General features: G+C 43.4%; 20 protein-coding genes. 19 read left to right on the top strand and 1 reads right to left on the bottom strand.

Annotation, left to right across the window (positions count from 1 at the left end):
- Positions 1 to 3 precede the first annotated feature (3 nt).
- Genes QZN42_RS01555 through QZN42_RS01565 form a run of 3 tightly spaced genes read left to right on the top strand, consistent with a single transcriptional unit; the run spans position 4 to position 2,855 of the window.
- Complete coding sequence (locus QZN42_RS01555) at positions 4 to 381, top strand: hypothetical protein (protein ID WP_296953961.1); 378 nt, start codon at positions 4 to 6, stop codon at positions 379 to 381.
- A 24-nt stretch (positions 382 to 405) separates the two neighbouring features.
- On the top strand, positions 406 to 1,239 hold the full coding sequence (locus QZN42_RS01560) for a DegV family protein (RefSeq protein ID WP_296953962.1): 834 nt from the start codon (positions 406 to 408) through the stop codon (positions 1,237 to 1,239).
- A 14-nt stretch (positions 1,240 to 1,253) separates the two neighbouring features.
- Positions 1,254 to 2,855, top strand: a complete 1,602-nt coding sequence (locus QZN42_RS01565) for a DAK2 domain-containing protein (protein WP_296953963.1) — start codon at positions 1,254 to 1,256, stop codon at positions 2,853 to 2,855.
- Between the two features lie 80 nt (positions 2,856 to 2,935).
- On the opposite strand, the gene QZN42_RS01570 is transcribed toward QZN42_RS01565, so the two are convergent.
- A complete protein-coding gene (locus tag QZN42_RS01570; RefSeq protein WP_296953964.1) occupies positions 2,936 to 3,316 on the bottom strand; it encodes a hypothetical protein in 381 nt (126 codons plus the stop codon).
- Between the two features lie 220 nt (positions 3,317 to 3,536).
- Here QZN42_RS01570 and cobU point away from each other — a divergent pair, with 220 nt between their 5' ends.
- The 16 genes from cobU (at position 3,537) to QZN42_RS01650 (ending at position 15,912) form a co-directional block, all read left to right on the top strand.
- Entirely contained in the window at positions 3,537 to 4,130 is a 594-nt protein-coding gene (gene cobU / locus QZN42_RS01575; protein ID WP_296953965.1) for a bifunctional adenosylcobinamide kinase/adenosylcobinamide-phosphate guanylyltransferase, read from the top strand.
- A 5-nt stretch (positions 4,131 to 4,135) separates the two neighbouring features.
- Positions 4,136 to 5,659 (top strand): cobyric acid synthase, encoded by a 1,524-nt coding sequence (locus tag QZN42_RS01580; protein ID WP_296954028.1) that lies wholly within the window; start codon positions 4,136 to 4,138, stop codon positions 5,657 to 5,659.
- A complete protein-coding gene (gene cbiB / locus QZN42_RS01585) occupies positions 5,652 to 6,638 on the top strand; it encodes an adenosylcobinamide-phosphate synthase CbiB (RefSeq protein ID WP_296953966.1) in 987 nt (328 codons plus the stop codon). The genes QZN42_RS01580 and cbiB overlap by 8 nt, the downstream gene beginning before the upstream one ends.
- A 4-nt stretch (positions 6,639 to 6,642) precedes the next feature.
- The gene (locus QZN42_RS01590; protein ID WP_296953967.1) at positions 6,643 to 7,395 is read left to right on the top strand and encodes an adenosylcobinamide-GDP ribazoletransferase; all 753 of its coding nucleotides are present in this window, start codon (positions 6,643 to 6,645) and stop codon (positions 7,393 to 7,395) included.
- Positions 7,380 to 8,267 carry a GHMP kinase gene (locus QZN42_RS01595; RefSeq protein WP_296953968.1) on the top strand — a complete coding sequence of 296 codons (888 nt, stop codon included), beginning with the start codon at positions 7,380 to 7,382 and terminating at the stop codon, positions 8,265 to 8,267. The genes QZN42_RS01590 and QZN42_RS01595 overlap by 16 nt, the downstream gene beginning before the upstream one ends.
- Complete coding sequence (locus tag QZN42_RS01600; protein ID WP_296953969.1) at positions 8,248 to 9,327, top strand: histidinol-phosphate transaminase; 1,080 nt, start codon at positions 8,248 to 8,250, stop codon at positions 9,325 to 9,327. Before QZN42_RS01595 ends, QZN42_RS01600 begins: the two co-directional genes overlap by 20 nt.
- Complete coding sequence (locus QZN42_RS01605) at positions 9,324 to 9,977, top strand: histidine phosphatase family protein (protein WP_296953970.1); 654 nt, start codon at positions 9,324 to 9,326, stop codon at positions 9,975 to 9,977. Before QZN42_RS01600 ends, QZN42_RS01605 begins: the two co-directional genes overlap by 4 nt.
- Positions 9,978 to 10,048: 71 nt before the next feature.
- Complete coding sequence (locus tag QZN42_RS01610) at positions 10,049 to 11,104, top strand: Xaa-Pro peptidase family protein (protein ID WP_296953971.1); 1,056 nt, start codon at positions 10,049 to 10,051, stop codon at positions 11,102 to 11,104.
- A 16-nt stretch (positions 11,105 to 11,120) separates the two neighbouring features.
- The gene (gene efp / locus QZN42_RS01615; protein WP_296953972.1) at positions 11,121 to 11,681 is read left to right on the top strand and encodes an elongation factor P; all 561 of its coding nucleotides are present in this window, start codon (positions 11,121 to 11,123) and stop codon (positions 11,679 to 11,681) included.
- A gap of 14 nt (positions 11,682 to 11,695) precedes the next feature.
- The gene (locus QZN42_RS01620) at positions 11,696 to 12,055 is read left to right on the top strand and encodes an Asp23/Gls24 family envelope stress response protein (protein ID WP_296953973.1); all 360 of its coding nucleotides are present in this window, start codon (positions 11,696 to 11,698) and stop codon (positions 12,053 to 12,055) included.
- A gap of 1 nt (position 12,056) precedes the next feature.
- Entirely contained in the window at positions 12,057 to 12,404 is a 348-nt protein-coding gene (locus QZN42_RS01625; RefSeq protein ID WP_296953974.1) for an Asp23/Gls24 family envelope stress response protein, read from the top strand.
- Between the two features lie 11 nt (positions 12,405 to 12,415).
- The gene (gene nusB, locus QZN42_RS01630) at positions 12,416 to 12,805 is read left to right on the top strand and encodes a transcription antitermination factor NusB (protein WP_296953975.1); all 390 of its coding nucleotides are present in this window, start codon (positions 12,416 to 12,418) and stop codon (positions 12,803 to 12,805) included.
- Positions 12,805 to 13,761, top strand: coding sequence for a glycoprotease (locus QZN42_RS01635; RefSeq protein WP_296953976.1), 957 nt, complete (start codon positions 12,805 to 12,807; stop codon positions 13,759 to 13,761). The genes nusB and QZN42_RS01635 overlap by 1 nt, the downstream gene beginning before the upstream one ends.
- Positions 13,739 to 14,818 (top strand): exodeoxyribonuclease VII large subunit, encoded by a 1,080-nt coding sequence (xseA, locus tag QZN42_RS01640; RefSeq protein WP_296953977.1) that lies wholly within the window; start codon positions 13,739 to 13,741, stop codon positions 14,816 to 14,818. The genes QZN42_RS01635 and xseA overlap by 23 nt, the downstream gene beginning before the upstream one ends.
- On the top strand, positions 14,811 to 15,074 hold the full coding sequence (gene xseB / locus QZN42_RS01645) for an exodeoxyribonuclease VII small subunit (RefSeq protein WP_296953978.1): 264 nt from the start codon (positions 14,811 to 14,813) through the stop codon (positions 15,072 to 15,074). Before xseA ends, xseB begins: the two co-directional genes overlap by 8 nt.
- A complete protein-coding gene (locus tag QZN42_RS01650; protein ID WP_296953979.1) occupies positions 15,034 to 15,912 on the top strand; it encodes a polyprenyl synthetase family protein in 879 nt (292 codons plus the stop codon). The genes xseB and QZN42_RS01650 overlap by 41 nt, the downstream gene beginning before the upstream one ends.
- The last annotated feature ends 17 nt before the right edge of the window (positions 15,913 to 15,929 follow it).

Below are 15,929 nucleotides of genomic sequence, written 5' to 3' on the forward strand. Positions count from 1 at the left end.
ACTATGTTTAATTTGCCAAATAAATATGTTGAAATTGACGGATTCAGAATTCCTGCGAATAAAGCAGATGAATACAAACGAATCCGCAATAGTATGGAAAAAGAAGCGGAACGCTTTTTCAGGACTTTCTGCGAAGTTGTTAAAAAAGAAAAACTGGTGGATCTTCTGGGCGAAGGAATTGTGGGATATTCTTCCACCGGAGAAATGCTTGCCCGCATATCACTAGATCCTTTTGAGCTTTCCGCTATGAACGTAGCTCTTCAGAGAAGGAAAATCAAGGAATACATTCTGGCAACCAATGGATATGATGAAGACGACTACCAGCAGCTTTTGAAAGAGTTTGCTGATAGAAAAGCTAAAAGGAAAGCCGGAGAAAAATAAAATAACAGGAAGGACTCTTTTGCTATGATTCATTTAGTCGTGGATAGCACAGCTGCTATACCAAAGGATTTTCTGGATTCTCACAAGAACATCCGGATTATTCCATTATTTATTTCCATTAATGGGGAATATGTTTCGGAGTATGAAGCCACTATTGAACAAGTGATTGACTATTCTGAGAGGACGAAAAAGGCCATTCAGACCAGCCAGCCCAGCACGGGAGATTTTATTAAGATTTTTAATGAAATCGCTCCGGAGGACCCGATTATAGTCATATGCCTCACATCCGGGGTCAGTGGCGCCTATAATGGCGCAGTACTGGCTGCGCGGCAGTCCGGCAGAAAAAATATTACGGTTATCAATTCCAGGACGACTGCTATCGGGATGATGCAGCTTGTTGAAGACGCGGTTGAATTGATTGACCAGGGGCTCACTTTTGAGGAAATTTCAGCAAAGCTTCTCGATGCAGCCGACCATATGCGGACTACCTTTACAGTAGATACTCTTGATTATCTCAGAAGAGGGGGAAGAATCGGCAAGGCGGCAGGTCTCATTGGCAGTATACTGAAAATTAAACCGGTGATTTACCTTAATGATAAAAATGAAGTCGATGTGCTGGCCAAAGTCAGAACCGGTAAAAAGGCGGCTGCGGCGATGATTGATTACCTTCATAAGAATTCCCCCTGCAAACGGATTGGAATCGTACATCTTGAAAATGAAGAGGGCGGCAGGGCTTTACAGGCTAAAGTCCAGGAAGAATATCCGGACGTTGAAGTAACTTTATCAACCGGTACCCCTGTTTTGGCATCTTATCTGGGACCTGGGTTGACGGGAATTATTTTTGAAAGTGCCAAATAATGGGGGACATAAATATGTATAATGTCATTGATGGAGTTTATTTCAAGAATATGCTGACCGGGGCATATCAACTGTTTCAGGAGAAATACGAGATTATTAATCAGCTGAATGTATTCCCTGTACCGGATGGTGATACGGGAAACAATATGCTGAATACATTGAAATCCATGTACAGCATGATTGCTGAAGAGAATACAGATCAGCCGGTGGGAATCCTGGCTGAGAAGGCTGCTGCCGGTGCTATCATGGGAGCCAGAGGCAATTCCGGCGTTATCCTTTCCCAGATTATTCATGGCATCAGTCGCGGACTTCATGGTAAAAAAACCGCATCCTGCGGGCAAATGAGCAAAGCTTTCCAGTATGGCATTCTTTATGCATATCGTGCGGTTACAAAACCGGTAGAGGGGACCATCCTTTCTGTTGCAAGAGGCATAGCCAAAGGCACAAGAGAATTTATCCGTACAGAAACGGATTTCAGTAAAATTCTCGAAGCATCTATTGCTTGCGGCAATGAAGCATTGGCCAGGACTCCTGAACAGCTTCAGATTTTAAAGGATGCCAATGTAGTAGATGCCGGCGGTCAGGGATTGATTTTCTTCCTCATGGGCTGTCTCAATGGGCTGACCGGTCAGGTTGAGGACATCAAAGTCGAAGTAAAACCTGTAATTAGCCGGCTGGAAGCAAAAGGGGAATCCTTCTCCATCGAATATCCTTACTGCACTGAATTTATTATCAGCCCATGCAAAGTAAGAGCAAAAGAAGTACGCAAGAAGCTGAGCGCCTGGGGCGAATCCATGATTGTTGCAGAAGGCGATAATCTTGTAAAAGTCCATATTCATGCCCAGCGCCCCGGTCATGTCCTTGACATGGCAGCAGATTGGGGCACGCTTCATGATATCAAATGCGATAATATGGTTGATCAATTCCATAAGAATAAGGAAAAGCAGCAGAAGCTCGTTAAAAAACCGCTGGGAATACTTACTGTTGTTTCTGGCGACGGGTGGACAGAACTGTTCAGGAAATTGGGAGCTGATGTCGTTTCAGGCGGACAGTCCATGAATCCTTCCGTACAAGAATTAAATAATGGCATGGATAATGGGAATTATGATAAATATATCATCCTTCCCAATAATAAAAATATCATTCTGGCAGCTCAGCAGCTCCAGAAGATGCTGGGCGAAAAGGTCCATATTGTTCCTTCAACCAACCCGATGGAAGGGCTTGCGGCAGCCATGGCATTCTCAGAAGAAAATACACTGGAAGAAAATCTTTCTGCCATGAAGGAAAGAGTTTCCGAAATTACTTCTGCCATGATTACCACCGCCGTCAGAGACAGCATAGTGGGAAAATCAGTCATTCACAAAGATGATTTCATGGGCATTACAAGAAATCATGAAGTTATAGCAAAAAAGGATTTTGCGGAATGCCTTGACGGAGTACTGAAAATCATTATTAATGATGAGACTGAAATAGTGACCGTTTATTATGGAGACACCCTTTCCGAAGAAGAATGTAGAAAAGAACTGGACCGTCTCGAAGAAACTTATCCTGATGTGACTTTCGAAATGTATGATGGCGGTCAGCCGCTTTATCCCATGTTTATTTCCGCTGAATAATTATAAAATAAAAAGGATGAGCCTTAAGGCTCATCCTTTTTATTTTATCTTGTTTGTCAGGAATTCATGAGAAAAAAGGATCAGTTTGCACTGATTGTACCTGCATCATTTGCCGCTTTTGTTTCGGCACCATCAACAGGGCTTGGATAGAAGTACATAATCCGGTCAGGCTGGAAATATTTGCTTGCAAGTCGTTTGGCCAGAATAGGAGTCATAGCCTGCTCAAAATCGACAATTTCAATAGGTGATAATGTGGTATCTTCCACCAGTACAATAATTGCCGGGTTTACCTCAGGCGCATTGGCGGGAACTTCACTCCTGTCCAGCGGGATACTGAAAATAAGGCGAACGGTTGCTACATACTGCTCTTTATAATTGAAAATCGTTCCCCTAAAGGTATTTTCCCATAAAGTCCGCATCAGATCGATACGGTATAAATCCGGTTGTTTTTCTTCCTGCATAAAATAACCTCCTATATGAGCTTTACTCTGTAATTGTTTCTATTTTATCTCATTTCTAAGTCATTGAAAAGTATAAATCCTTTTAACCCGGACATTTAGGGAATCCATGGTTGCTTTCGTTAAAAGTGCGTTGTGAATTTCTGGAAAGGTAGTTGTAGTTATGGTATTATTTAATAGTAAAATTGTTTCTCGAAAATCGGGATGGAGGTGGTGAATGGGCATGAAAAATAAAATTTATCTGGTGCTGGGAGGTGCCAGAAGCGGGAAAAGTGAATTTGCCGAAAAGCTGATGTATCATTCTACAGGGAAAAGAAAAGGATACATAGCAACAAGCCAGATTCTTGACGATGAAATGAAATACAGGGTGATTTTGCACAGACAACGGCGTCCTTCTGACTGGAAAACTTTTGAGGTCATGCATGCCGTTGGGGAACATATGGATACCATACTTGATGAAGCGGATACGGTCCTGTTTGACTGTATTACAATGTATGTTAACAATATCCTGATGGACCACATGAAAGGTATTACTGTTGAGACATTAGGCGTTTCCGATTTAACCCAGTTGCAGCAGGTTCTGGAAGAGGATTTAAATCATATGTTTTCCAAGCTGGCCATAATGGAAGGCAAAGAAATCATATTTGTTTCTGATGAACTTGGTATGGGTATCGTTCCGGCCAATGCAATGAGCAGAGTATACAGGGATCTTGTCGGGCTGGCCAACCAATACATAGCAAAAAGGGCAGACAAGGTATATCTCTCCATTGCCGGAATCACAGTAGAGCTCAAAGAAAGAGGAGTGGAGCTGTTATGACAAAAATTGCAAAAAGAGTTATGTTTCAGGGAACCAGTTCCCATGTCGGCAAGAGTATCCTGACGACTGCATTCTGCCGTATCCTTGCTCAGGATGGTTATAAAACGGCACCGTTCAAGGCGCAGAATATGGCATTGAATTCTTATGTGACCTTATCGGGTGGGGAAATTGGACGCTCCACTGTGGCTCAGGCAGAAGCTGCGGGAACCCTTCCAATTGTCCAGATGAATCCTGTCCTTTTAAAACCAACTGGTAATTCCTGCTCTCAGGTTATACTTCTGGGAGAGTCTGTTGGGAATTACAGCGCTTCCGAATATCAGAATAATTACAGTCAGAAGGCCTGGGAGTCCGTTAAAACAAGCCTTGACTATATGGAAAGCCATTTCGATGCTATTGTCATCGAGGGGGCGGGGAGTCCGGCTGAAGTTAATCTGAAAAAGAATGACATCGTGAATATGCGCATTGCTAAAGAATGCCGGGCGCCGGTGTTCCTGATAGCCGATATTGACAGAGGAGGCGCACTTGCATCCATAGTAGGGACTCTCGAGCTCCTTGACCCGGACGAACGCGAACTGGTAAAAGGTCTTGTTATCAACAAGTTTAGAGGGGATATTACTCTTCTTGAACCAGCCCTGACATTCCTTAAAGAAAAAACCGGTATTCCGGTCGTAGGTGTCATCCCCTATCTTGATAAACTTGGTATTGACGATGAAGATTCCGTTTCCCTTCAGGACCTTCCAAGTGACCACGTGATGCGCGATATACATATCGTGGTCATGCAGACTCCTAAGATCTCTAATTTTACTGATTTTGATGCCCTGAATCACGAACCGGATGTTAATGTTCGTTTCGTACAGCAGGGAGATATGATTGGTGATCCGGATCTGATTCTTCTGCCGGGCAGTAAAAATACGACTGAAGATTTGTTATATCTGAAAAGACAGGGCTATTCCAAAGAAATTCAAGAAATGGCGGCGAAAGGAGTGCCGGTTATTGGCATCTGCGGCGGCTTCCAGATGCTGGGAGAAAAAGTCTGCGATCCGCTTCATGTAGAAAGCAATAATGATGAAGTTGATGGTCTTGGCCTTCTGCCTTATGTAACTTCCATGCATGGCAAAAAGAATACATATCAGGTTACTTTTGATTGTGAATCTCTCCCATTCCTGGACATGGAATTTTCAGGAAAGGGTCTCAGAGGCTATGAAATCCATATGGGTGAAACGACTCTGGTACATCCCGCCCAGTCCCTGTTCCACATCGTTCAGCGCAGCCTGGATCAGGTCGATCTGAAAGATGGCTTTATTAATGAGGCACGTAATGTTTTTGGTACGTATTGCCATGGCCTCTTTGATAATGATGAACTTCGCCGTGCCGTTATCAATGCGCTCCGCCGGAAAAAAGGGCTGAAAGACCTTCCTGTTCAATTTAAATACAGGGCCTATAAGGAGGCAGAATTCGATCGTTTGGCCAAAACTGTAAGAAAGCACTTTAATATGGATAAATTTTATGAAATCCTGAGGAATGAATAATTTGGAAAGCTTGATACATTCTTCCTTCTGCGCCCTGATTCCCATTGTGGCACTGATCATTGATACGATTTGCGGAGATCCCCGGTCGGATTATCATCCGGTAGTGCTTATTGGCAGGCTGATTTCCTTCTATGAAGGACTATTTTATCCTGATCAGAAAAAATCTGATGAAAACATGTTCTTTCGTGGAATGATTACAGTTCTTCTTGTACTGTTCACGGTCGGGTTATTTACTTTCATTCTTGTTTACCTCGCTCGTTGGGGAGGAATCCTGATTTATGCGGCCGTCAGTGCTATTGTATTGTATTTTACCATTACGCCAAGAGCCCTTGCTCGGGATGGCCTGGAAATATATGGACTTCTCAAAAAGGGAGATATTATTTCTGCCAGAAAACGGCTCAGCTGGATTGTGGGCAGAGATACCGAAAATCTCGATGAAAGTGATATCGCAAGGGGTACGGTAGAAACGATCGCGGAAAACACAACAGATGGTATTATCTCACCTCTTTTCTGGTATCTCTTCTTTGGCCCTGTCGGAGCTATGATATATCGAGCCGGAAATACGATGGATTCTATGCTTGGGTATAAGAATGAACGCTATCTTTTCTTCGGGCGCTTTGCGGCCAGACTGGATGACGTACTGAATTATATTCCTGCAAGAATCACATTCTTGCTTTTTGTGGCTGCTGCTGCTCTTCTTAATCTGGATTGGAAAAATGCCAAATCGATAGGATTAAGGGATGCTCCGAAGCATCCTTCTCCCAACGGAGGCTATGCGGAGGCTACGGTTGCTGGTGCGCTCCATATCCGTCTTGGCGGATATAACTATTACGAAGGAAAACCTGAATTCCGGGAATACATGGGGGATCCAGATCGTGTCCTTAAGGCGGATCACATAAAAAAATCCATCCTTATGATGTATGTGGCTACTATTCTGTTTATTGTTATAGAATCAGTTCTTATATTTGCATTCTGGTGATTCAATGAATTCTTTTCTTGTGGGACTTCAATTTTTAACCCGCATTCATTTATCAACACAAACAATCTGGAAGGATGAAGAGTTTGGGAAAAGCGTCATCTGGTTTCCTGTGTATGGATGGATTATCGGGCTTTTCATGTGCCTGATTTATTTCCTTCTCCGGCCTCTGCAGGTACCTTACCTGACGGCGTTCCTGATTGTAATTGGCGAACTTTTTATTTCTGGTGGTACCCTTGCTGATGGTTTGATGGATTCTTCAGATGGGCTGTTTTCAGGCAGATCCAGGGAAAGAAGTCTCGAAATTATGAAAGACAGTCTGATAGGCTCCTTTGGCATGCTGTCTATTATTATATTTATTTTTCTTTATACTCTCAGCCTTGGTTCCAATCAGGAATCCCTTTATCTGATATTGATTGCCTGTCCTGTCCTGGGGCGGTTGAATCTGGTCATAAGTATCTGCGAATATCCCTATGCCAGACCTTATGGCATGGGGAAGGCATTTGCTGCTTATCGTCCCCGGTTCGCAGTTCCACTTGCCACTGTCTTTGCATTAATTCCCGCTCTTTATTTCGGATTTATATATCTTCTCCTTGCTGGCGCCTCTCTTTTGCTGGGGCTCTATTTAAACCGCTGGATTGTCGGAAAAATTGGCGGAACTACGGGAGACACCTATGGATTTGTGACTGAAGTTACGGAAGCTGTTCTTGCTCTTCTGTTTTTATTGTTTACCAGGGGGAATCTATGGCGTATATTGTAAGTTCACCGGGGTCATGCGGGGAATTTATCCAGGGCTATATGAATGGTTCCTCTTTTATGGTGACTTGTCCAATTAACCGGTTTGCTTATGCTTTTGCTGATGAAAGGGGAAGTTTTGAAGTCCTTCCGGCCAAAGCGGAATCAGCAAAGATAAATACATTAAAATATCTTGGCTGCCCTGATAAACAGGTTTCCATTTTATTAAAATCAACTATCCGGAAAGGTAAGGGGATGGCATCAAGCACTGCAGATATCAGTGCGGTGGCCCAGGCAGCGGCCCTGTGTTGTGGAAAATCATTATCGCCCCGTGAAATAGCAGATATTGCACTCGGTATTGAGCCAAGCGATGCAACTTTCTTTGAGGGGGTAGTCCAGTTCGATTATCGCGAGGGCCGTTTGATTCATGAACTTGGACATTGTCCTTCCCTTCAGATCCTGATATATGACTGCGGTGGGGAAATCGATACCATGCAGTTTAATTCCAGAAATGATTTAATTGATCTGCAGAAAAGCAACGAAAAGGATATCGCTCATGCGCTTGAGCTTTTTAAAATGGGTATTCGGGAAAACTCTATCGATCTTATTGGTAAGGCAGCAACTATAAGTGCTTTTGCGAATCAGAAAATTCTCTATAAAAAGCAACTTGATGATTTTTACAAATCAGGGATTTCTCTGGGAGGAAAAGGTGTCATTTGTGCCCACAGCGGTACAGTGCTTGGCCTGATACTTCCAATAACTGTAAATGCAGGGAGCATTCGTTCGGCGTTGGAATCTCGCATTGGGAACCGGATGCAGTTTCTTGATATCGTAGAAATTACCAATCAGGGAATGCAGTACAGAAAGGGCACTAGAAATGACTTTGACAAGTTATAGACATGGAGGCGAAGTTTTTTCATTTTCTCCGGAAGAACGTAATCGCATTTTAGATTTCAGCATTAATATCAATCCAATGGGCCTTTCTCCGAAGGGGAGAAAGGCTATAGAACGTTTCTGGGAAATTGAAACAACGAGATATCCTGATGTAGAGGCAAGAGATGTTACAGAATCTCTTTCGGAATGCTATCATATTCCTTCCGGAATGATTGCCATTGGCAATGGGGCAACGGAACTGATGTATACGGTTCTGCATGTTTTAAAGCCGTCAAAAGTACTGGTACCGGCTCCCTCTTTCAGCGAGTACCGTTTATCAGCCATGGCTGCGTCAATTCCTGTAGAAACGTTCTACCTGATGGAATCTGAACAATTCCGTATTCCCGTGGAAAAAGTTATTTCAATGATGGAAAAACGATCTCTTCTCTATCTGGGGAACCCCAATAACCCTGATGGCAATCTGATCGATTCCTCTACTTTCAGGGCTCTTATGGAAGCTGCCGTTCAAAGAGATAGTTATGTGGTTATTGATGAATCCTTTATCGACTTCGTCGTAGGAGATGTTTCATTTCGAAGTTTTTGTTCTAAATATCCCAATCTGATCATCGTTATGTCCTTGACCAAATTTTATGCGGTCCCTGGACTCAGAATCGGCTGTTCTTTTGCGTCAGAAAATATCACGGCTCTGATAAAAAAGAGCCTGATTCCCTGGAATGTGAATGGTCCGGTCCAGCTGTATATGACCCATGCGGCCCGGGATCAGGAGTATATTCTGGAATCCAGGAAATTCTGCAGAGAGCAGCGGCAAGAATTTGTAAATCAATTATCTCATTTTCATGGGCTATTTATATATCCAGGGATGGTTAACTTTATTTTATGCCGGCTGACCGGGGAAATCAGGGATTCCGGTGAACTGCAGAATTTCCTGTTTCCCTATAAAATCATGATCAGGCAGTGCGGGAATTATGATGGTCTGGACAATTCATTCTTTCGCCTTGCGGTCCGTAGAAAAAATGAAAATCACAAATTTATAGAAGCGCTGAGAAAGGTCTGGATAGAATGATTACTTTTTATTTCGTCCGCCATGGCGAAACGGTCTGGAACAAAGCTGGGAAATTTCAGGGACGGACTGATATCAGGCTGAGCGGTCTCGGGGAGGAGCAGGCTGAGAAAGCTGCTGAATGGTTAAAATTGAAGAAGCTTGATGGTATTGTTTCCAGCCCCCTGATCCGCGCGGCCCGGACTGCTGAGGCCATAGCAGAAAGACAGGGGCTAGCCGTCGAGTATGATTCCAATCTGGTGGAATTATCCTTTGGTCAGTGGGAAGGAAAGACCTTTGATGAAATCAATTCCCAATGGCCGGGCATGATGGATGAAATGTTTCACAACCCCGGTAATATTGAACTTCCCGGCGGGGAATCTTTCAAGCAGTGTCAGGAAAGGTGCATGAAGACAATTGACCGGCTGATTTCCCTGGGTGATGAAAAGACTTATGCAATCGTTTCTCATGGCGCAGCACTTCGGACCATTATTTGCGGATTGATTCATATTCCTCTTGCCTGTTCCTGGAATCTGGCACTTTCCAATGCGTCCATTACCGAAGTGCAGCATTATCCCGAAAATCTGAATGTATTAAACTCTCTTAATTTTACAGCCCATCTGGAGAAAAAAACCTTTGATTCCAAAGAGAAACAGCCCCAGATATTGAGGTAATGAGCCCTTGTTTTCTAGACAAAACTCTTCGGATACTGTATTATTAGATGAAAATGGAAGAGAGTGATTGCGTGATTGATTCAAATTTGATTTCTGACTTTCTCAGGGAACAGTGTGTAGATGCATTGTTTGTTCAGAAAGATGAAAACTGCCGTTACATCAGCGGATTCACCGGGTCAGACAGTTATTTGCTCCTGACTCCCCACGATTTCTATATTTTGACGGACAGCCGCTACATAGAGCAGGCAAAAGTGGAAGCTCCTCGCTGTCAGGTAATTAATTATAAAGGAAAACTGGCTGATTGTATTGCGGAACTTGCCAGAAAACATCATGTCCGGACACTGGGTATTGAATCTGTACTTTCCTACAAATTATATCTTTCCTTTGATGAGGCAATGGAGGATGTTCTTTTTGAATTTTGCCCGGTAGACGAGCTTCGGAGAATTAAATCTGAAGAAGAATTAGAACTGATTGCTAAAGCCTGTTCTATTTCCGATGAAGGCTTTAAAAATACGATTCCTTTTATCCGTCCCGGTGTTACGGAAAGGCAGCTCATGGCTATACTGGAGTGTGAGATGCTCAAAGCCGGCTCTGAGGGAAAATCTTTCGATACAATTGTGGCTTCCGGAGAGCGCGGAGCGTATCCTCATGGTACGGCAACAGAAAAAATCATCAGGAATGGGGAACTTGTTACTTTTGACTTTGGCGCGATTTATAAAGGTTACCATTCCGATATTACCCGTACCGTTTCGATAGGCAATATTTCCGGCCGCCAGCGTTATCTGTATGACAGCGTTCTTGGATGCGTTGAATTTATGGAAGGCATTCTGAAGGCGGGCTGCCGGGCTTGTGATGCAGACGCTGCAGCCAGGGACTATCTGAAAAGGTATGAACTGGACACTTATTTTATCCATGCGCTTGGTCACAGCGTAGGTCTTGAAATTCATGAATCTCCGGTGCTGGCAGCCCGGGATTCCTCTGTCCTTCAATGCAACATGACCGAAACTATTGAACCGGGGGTATATATCCCCGGAACTGGTGGAGTCCGTATCGAAGATACGGTGGTAATAAAACAGAATGGTATTTCCATTCTCACACAATTTCCCAAAACATTTTTAAAATTTTAGCAGGAGGAAAATTTAAATGATTTCTAGTAATGATTTACGCCCGGGTCTTACCGTTGAACTTGATGGCCAGGTTTGGCAGTGCATCGAATTTCTGCATGTAAAACCAGGCAAAGGTGCTGCTTTTGTTCGTGCAAAACTTAAGAATCTTCAGACCGGTTCCGTAGTGGAGCGTAAATTCAATGCAGGTATCAAACTGCAGCCGGCCACTGTGGAACGTAAGCCGATGCAGTACCTCTATGAAGCAGATGGTTCTTACTGCTTTATGGATAGCGAAACCTTTGAACAGATTATGTTGAACAAGGAAGAACTTGGTGACAAGATTAATTTCCTCAAGGAAGAAATGGAATGCACTGTTATGTTCTTCAATGGAAAAATTATCGGTGTGGATATCCCGAATTCCGTAGAACTGAAGGTAGTTGAAACAGAACCTGGCATTCGCGGAGATACTGCGACCGGCGGTTCCAAACCGGCAACTATGGAAACCGGCTATATCGTTTCTGTTCCGCTTTTCATCAATCAGGGCGAAGTTCTTCGCATTGATACCCGTACCGGCGCTTATATTGAACGTGTAAAGTGAGTTTTTGAACACTTATGGAGACTGCAGAAGTTACCAATGAACTGGGAAAAATCCGCATTTCTGATCATGTGATCGCAGTTAACGCACGGAATGCAGCATTAAAAGTTCCAGGCATTGCAGGCATGGGTGAGAGTATTTTCCATAGTTTTTCTTCTGTGATCAGTGATGATATTACAGAAGGGGTCCATGTAGGAATTAAAGAAAATACTGCGGTTATTGATCTTTATGTCTGTGTCAGGTATGGCGATCGCATTCCTGCCATAGCTTTGCGGCTTCAGGAAGCGGTAAAAGAAAGCATTGCCGATTATCTTGGCGTTAAGACTTCAGCTGTCAATGTCAATGTTTCCGAAATTATTTTCGATAAGGAAAAATAATATGGCTCAGGATGAAACGATTGTCATTGTACCGGAAGAAGAAATTTACGAAAAGATAGAAAAGGCGGTACTTGCCATACCTGAGGTCTCCCGCTTTACGGCCGATGGTTTTCAGGATTTAATGAAAGGCATAGGACAGGCACTCGGTTTTCGTGGACATATAGGGCTATTGATTCGCAGGAGTCGTAAAAAGGGCATTAAAGTGGATTTGTCACTGGCTCTTCATAAAGGCTGCCGCGTACATGAAACTGCCCGTTATGTCCAGATGGTTGTTAAAAATCTCCTGGTTTCGGTGACAGATGAAAATATCTATGCTATCGATGTTACTGTTACGGATATTATTGACTAAATGAGGTATCTATGAGCAGAAGAAGTGCCAGAGAGTATGCTTTACAGGTTTTATATTCCCGGGAATTGAACCCGGATACGGAAGCTATAGATTCAAGTGCGCTCAAATTGTCCGATAAAGATAAAGCTTTTGCTGATGCTCTTATCAAATCTGTCGCTGAGCACGAGGAAATTGATGAATTGATTGGAAGTCATCTCAAGAACTGGTCATTAAGCCAATTGAATGTGGTGGATAAAAGTATTTTAAAGCTTGCTGTTGCTGAATACTTTTATATGCAGGATATCCGCTCAGATCGAAATGTCATCATCAATGAGGCTGTAGAAATGGGAAAGCTTTATGGAGGAGATTCATCCTATCGGTTTATCAACGGCGTTTTAAATCAGGTTATGAAAGGGAAATAATGAGCAGGTTTCTTGGCATAGATACCAGCTGCTATACAACTTCGGCTGCAGTCTATGATTCCTCCAGGGGACTGGTAGGGGAAGAACGTATAGTCCTTTCTGTCAATAATGGCAGCAGGGGCTTGTCTCAATCCAATATGGTATTCCAGCATACCAGGAATCTTCCCGTTATTCTAAAAAGACTGTCTCCGCTGTTAACCCAGCTTGAGGCGGCAGGCGTTTCATCTTTTCCCAGAAGGCGGGCAGATTCCTATATGCCCGCTTTTCTTGTTGGGAAAGGCACGGCAGAATCGTTGACGGCAGCACTTCATATTCCTCTTTATGAGTTCAGCCATCAGGAAAATCACGCTTTGGCTGCTATAAGGAATTATCCGGACTTGTGGGGCAGACCATTTTATATGATTCATATGTCCGGTGGTACTCAGGATGTTTTATCCTGCTCCTGGTCAGGAGACTTTATGGAAATATCCCTTCTGATTAAATCAAAGGATATTACAGCGGGGCAATTTATTGACCGGATCGGTGTTTCCCTGGGACTTCATTTTCCCTGTGGCAGAGATTTGGAAAAGCTCGCACAATCCGGTGATAGCTCCTATTTCATTCCCTGTTCTTCAGTGAAAGGATCTTTCAGTTTTTCTGGTCCTGAAACCAGGGTACAGAGAGATATCCTGAAGGGAATTTATCGGAGTGAGGATATCGCCAGAGGTGTACTTGCTCATATTGGAAATGCACTGGAAAAAGAATTGACTGGCTTTCCCTTTGAGCCGGGACGTCCCTTTATTGCTGTAGGCGGTGTCATGTCCAACGCCTACATCCGTCATCGTTTCATGGATATTTGTCAGAAGCTTAATCTGCTGCCCTGTTTTGCAGATATTGCCTACAGCAGTGATAATGCTACAGGGAATGCATTTGGGGCATTTATGAGGTATTCCCATGAAAATATACAGTGTCAATGAATGCGGCGGAATGCTTTCACAAAATATTCAGAAAAACTATATTTTCAGAAACATTGCTGTTCGGGGCATTATCAGGGGAATTCATATCCATTTTTCCGGTGTAGTTTATTTTAATCTGACTGATGAAAAGAGCCGCATTTCCTGCTTTATTGGCAAAGCAGGGGCAGCTTTCCTGTCCAGAAAGCTGGAGAGCGGTATGGAGGCCGCTCTGATTGGAGATATTCGGTACAACTCCGTTTCAGGCTGGCCGGTACTCTTTGTTCATCGTGTTATTTCCACATCGAAAAGTATTTTTCAAGAAGAAAAGGAACATCTGGAAGAACGGTTAAAAAAGCAGGGTTATTTTGATCCGGCAACGAAAAGAAAACTCCCTGGATTTCCTTTCCATATCGGCATTATATCTTCATCCAGCGGTGCCGTTGTTCATGATATCGTTAAAACCGGGTCTTTGCGCAACGACGCAGTAAGATACACTCTTTTCAATACGGCGGTTCAGGGTGAAGGTGCTGCTTTAAGCATCGTGCATGCCATTGTAGAGGCCTGTTCTTCAGATGATACCCCTGATGTCCTGATTCTGGCCCGAGGCGGCGGTGCAGAGGATGATTTAAGTCCTTTTAACGAAAAAGTCGTGCTTGATGCGATTTTTAACTGTCCAATTCCTGTCGTATCTGCGATTGGTCATGAAACTGATACTACACTGGCAGATTTGGCAGCGGATCTTCGTGCTTCGACTCCTACACAGGCTGCAGAATTGGTAATTCCCATGAAAAAAGATATGATCATGGAAATCAGGGAAAATCTTGCCCTGCTTGAAGAGGGTAGGAGTAATTGTATCAATCATGATTTATTAAAAATCAGACAAATGCTTTTAGATTTTCGTTCTCCAATCGTTTATAAAAACCAGGAACAGATTAAAATATCCATTCTTTTAGATTATCTGACTCTCCGGAATTCGACTGAAAGTATATTAAAGGGAAAATACAGGGAGGTGCTGGGGATGATGGTTGCTTTTGACAGTTTATTGATAGAAAGCAGGGGAGGGAAACATCATGAATGAACCGAAAAGCAGGAACTTTGAGGAATCTCTGGAAAAGCTTCGAAATGCAGCGGCTCTGGTACAATCAGGAAATTGTACACTTGATGAAATGACAGCAGCCTATAAGGAAGGTATCAAAGCTGCCAGAGAATGCCTGGCCATGCTCGATCGAACGGATAAAGAATTGCTCAGGCTTTCAGATGAAACTGAAAAAATGCTGAAGGAGGGGATTCATCATGATTCAGGAATTGATGCAGAAAAAGAAGAATCTGATTGACGAGCGGCTCAAATCTTTGCTTAAAGCAGACAGAATGGAACACCAGACTTTGTTTAATGCAATGAACTACAGCCTCCTTGCAGGGGGAAAAAGAATACGTCCGTCCCTCTTTCTGATCGTACTCGATATGCTGGGGATTGACAGCGGCAGTTATGTCGATACGGCCTGTGCATTGGAATGTATTCATACTTATTCACTCATTCATGATGATCTTCCTGCCATGGATAACGATGATTACAGGCGGGGAGTTCTGACAAATCATAAAGTTTTCGGCGCCGGTATGGCTACACAGGCAGGTGATGGCCTTCTCACTTTTGCATTTGAACTTTTGGCCTCTCAGGATATGATTCCTGCCCCAGAGAGGATTGAACTGGTTTTAATTCTGGCCAGAGCAGCAGGTCCATGCGGTATGGTGGGAGGTCAGGCCCATGATCTGGAATCCGAAAACAAGATGCTGTCCTTGGAAGAATTACAGATTCTGGATACTGCCAAGACCGGTTGTCTGCTCACGGCACCCGTAAAAATGGCATTGGTTATTGCAGGAGCCCAACAGGGAGTAAAAGAAGCACTTGAAACATATTCGTATCATTTGGGCATACTTTTCCAGATAACAGATGACCTTCTTGACGTCAAGGGCAGTCTTGATGAAATGGGGAAAATGCCCGGTCAGGATGTGCTGGATCATAAATCTACCTATGCCACTATTCTTGGACCGGATAAGGCTTTCAAGGCAGCAGAAAAAGAAGCCCTGGAGGCCAGAAAGGCTATATGTAATATTCCCTGTGAAACCGATGCCCTTCTTGAGCTTGTGGATATGATTTTAAACAGGTCCAGATAGAATCGGGAATTCCGCAT

The sequence above is a fragment of the uncultured Dialister sp. genome, from assembly GCA_900314595.1.
Classification (GTDB): Bacteria; Bacillota; Negativicutes; order Veillonellales; family Dialisteraceae; genus Dialister.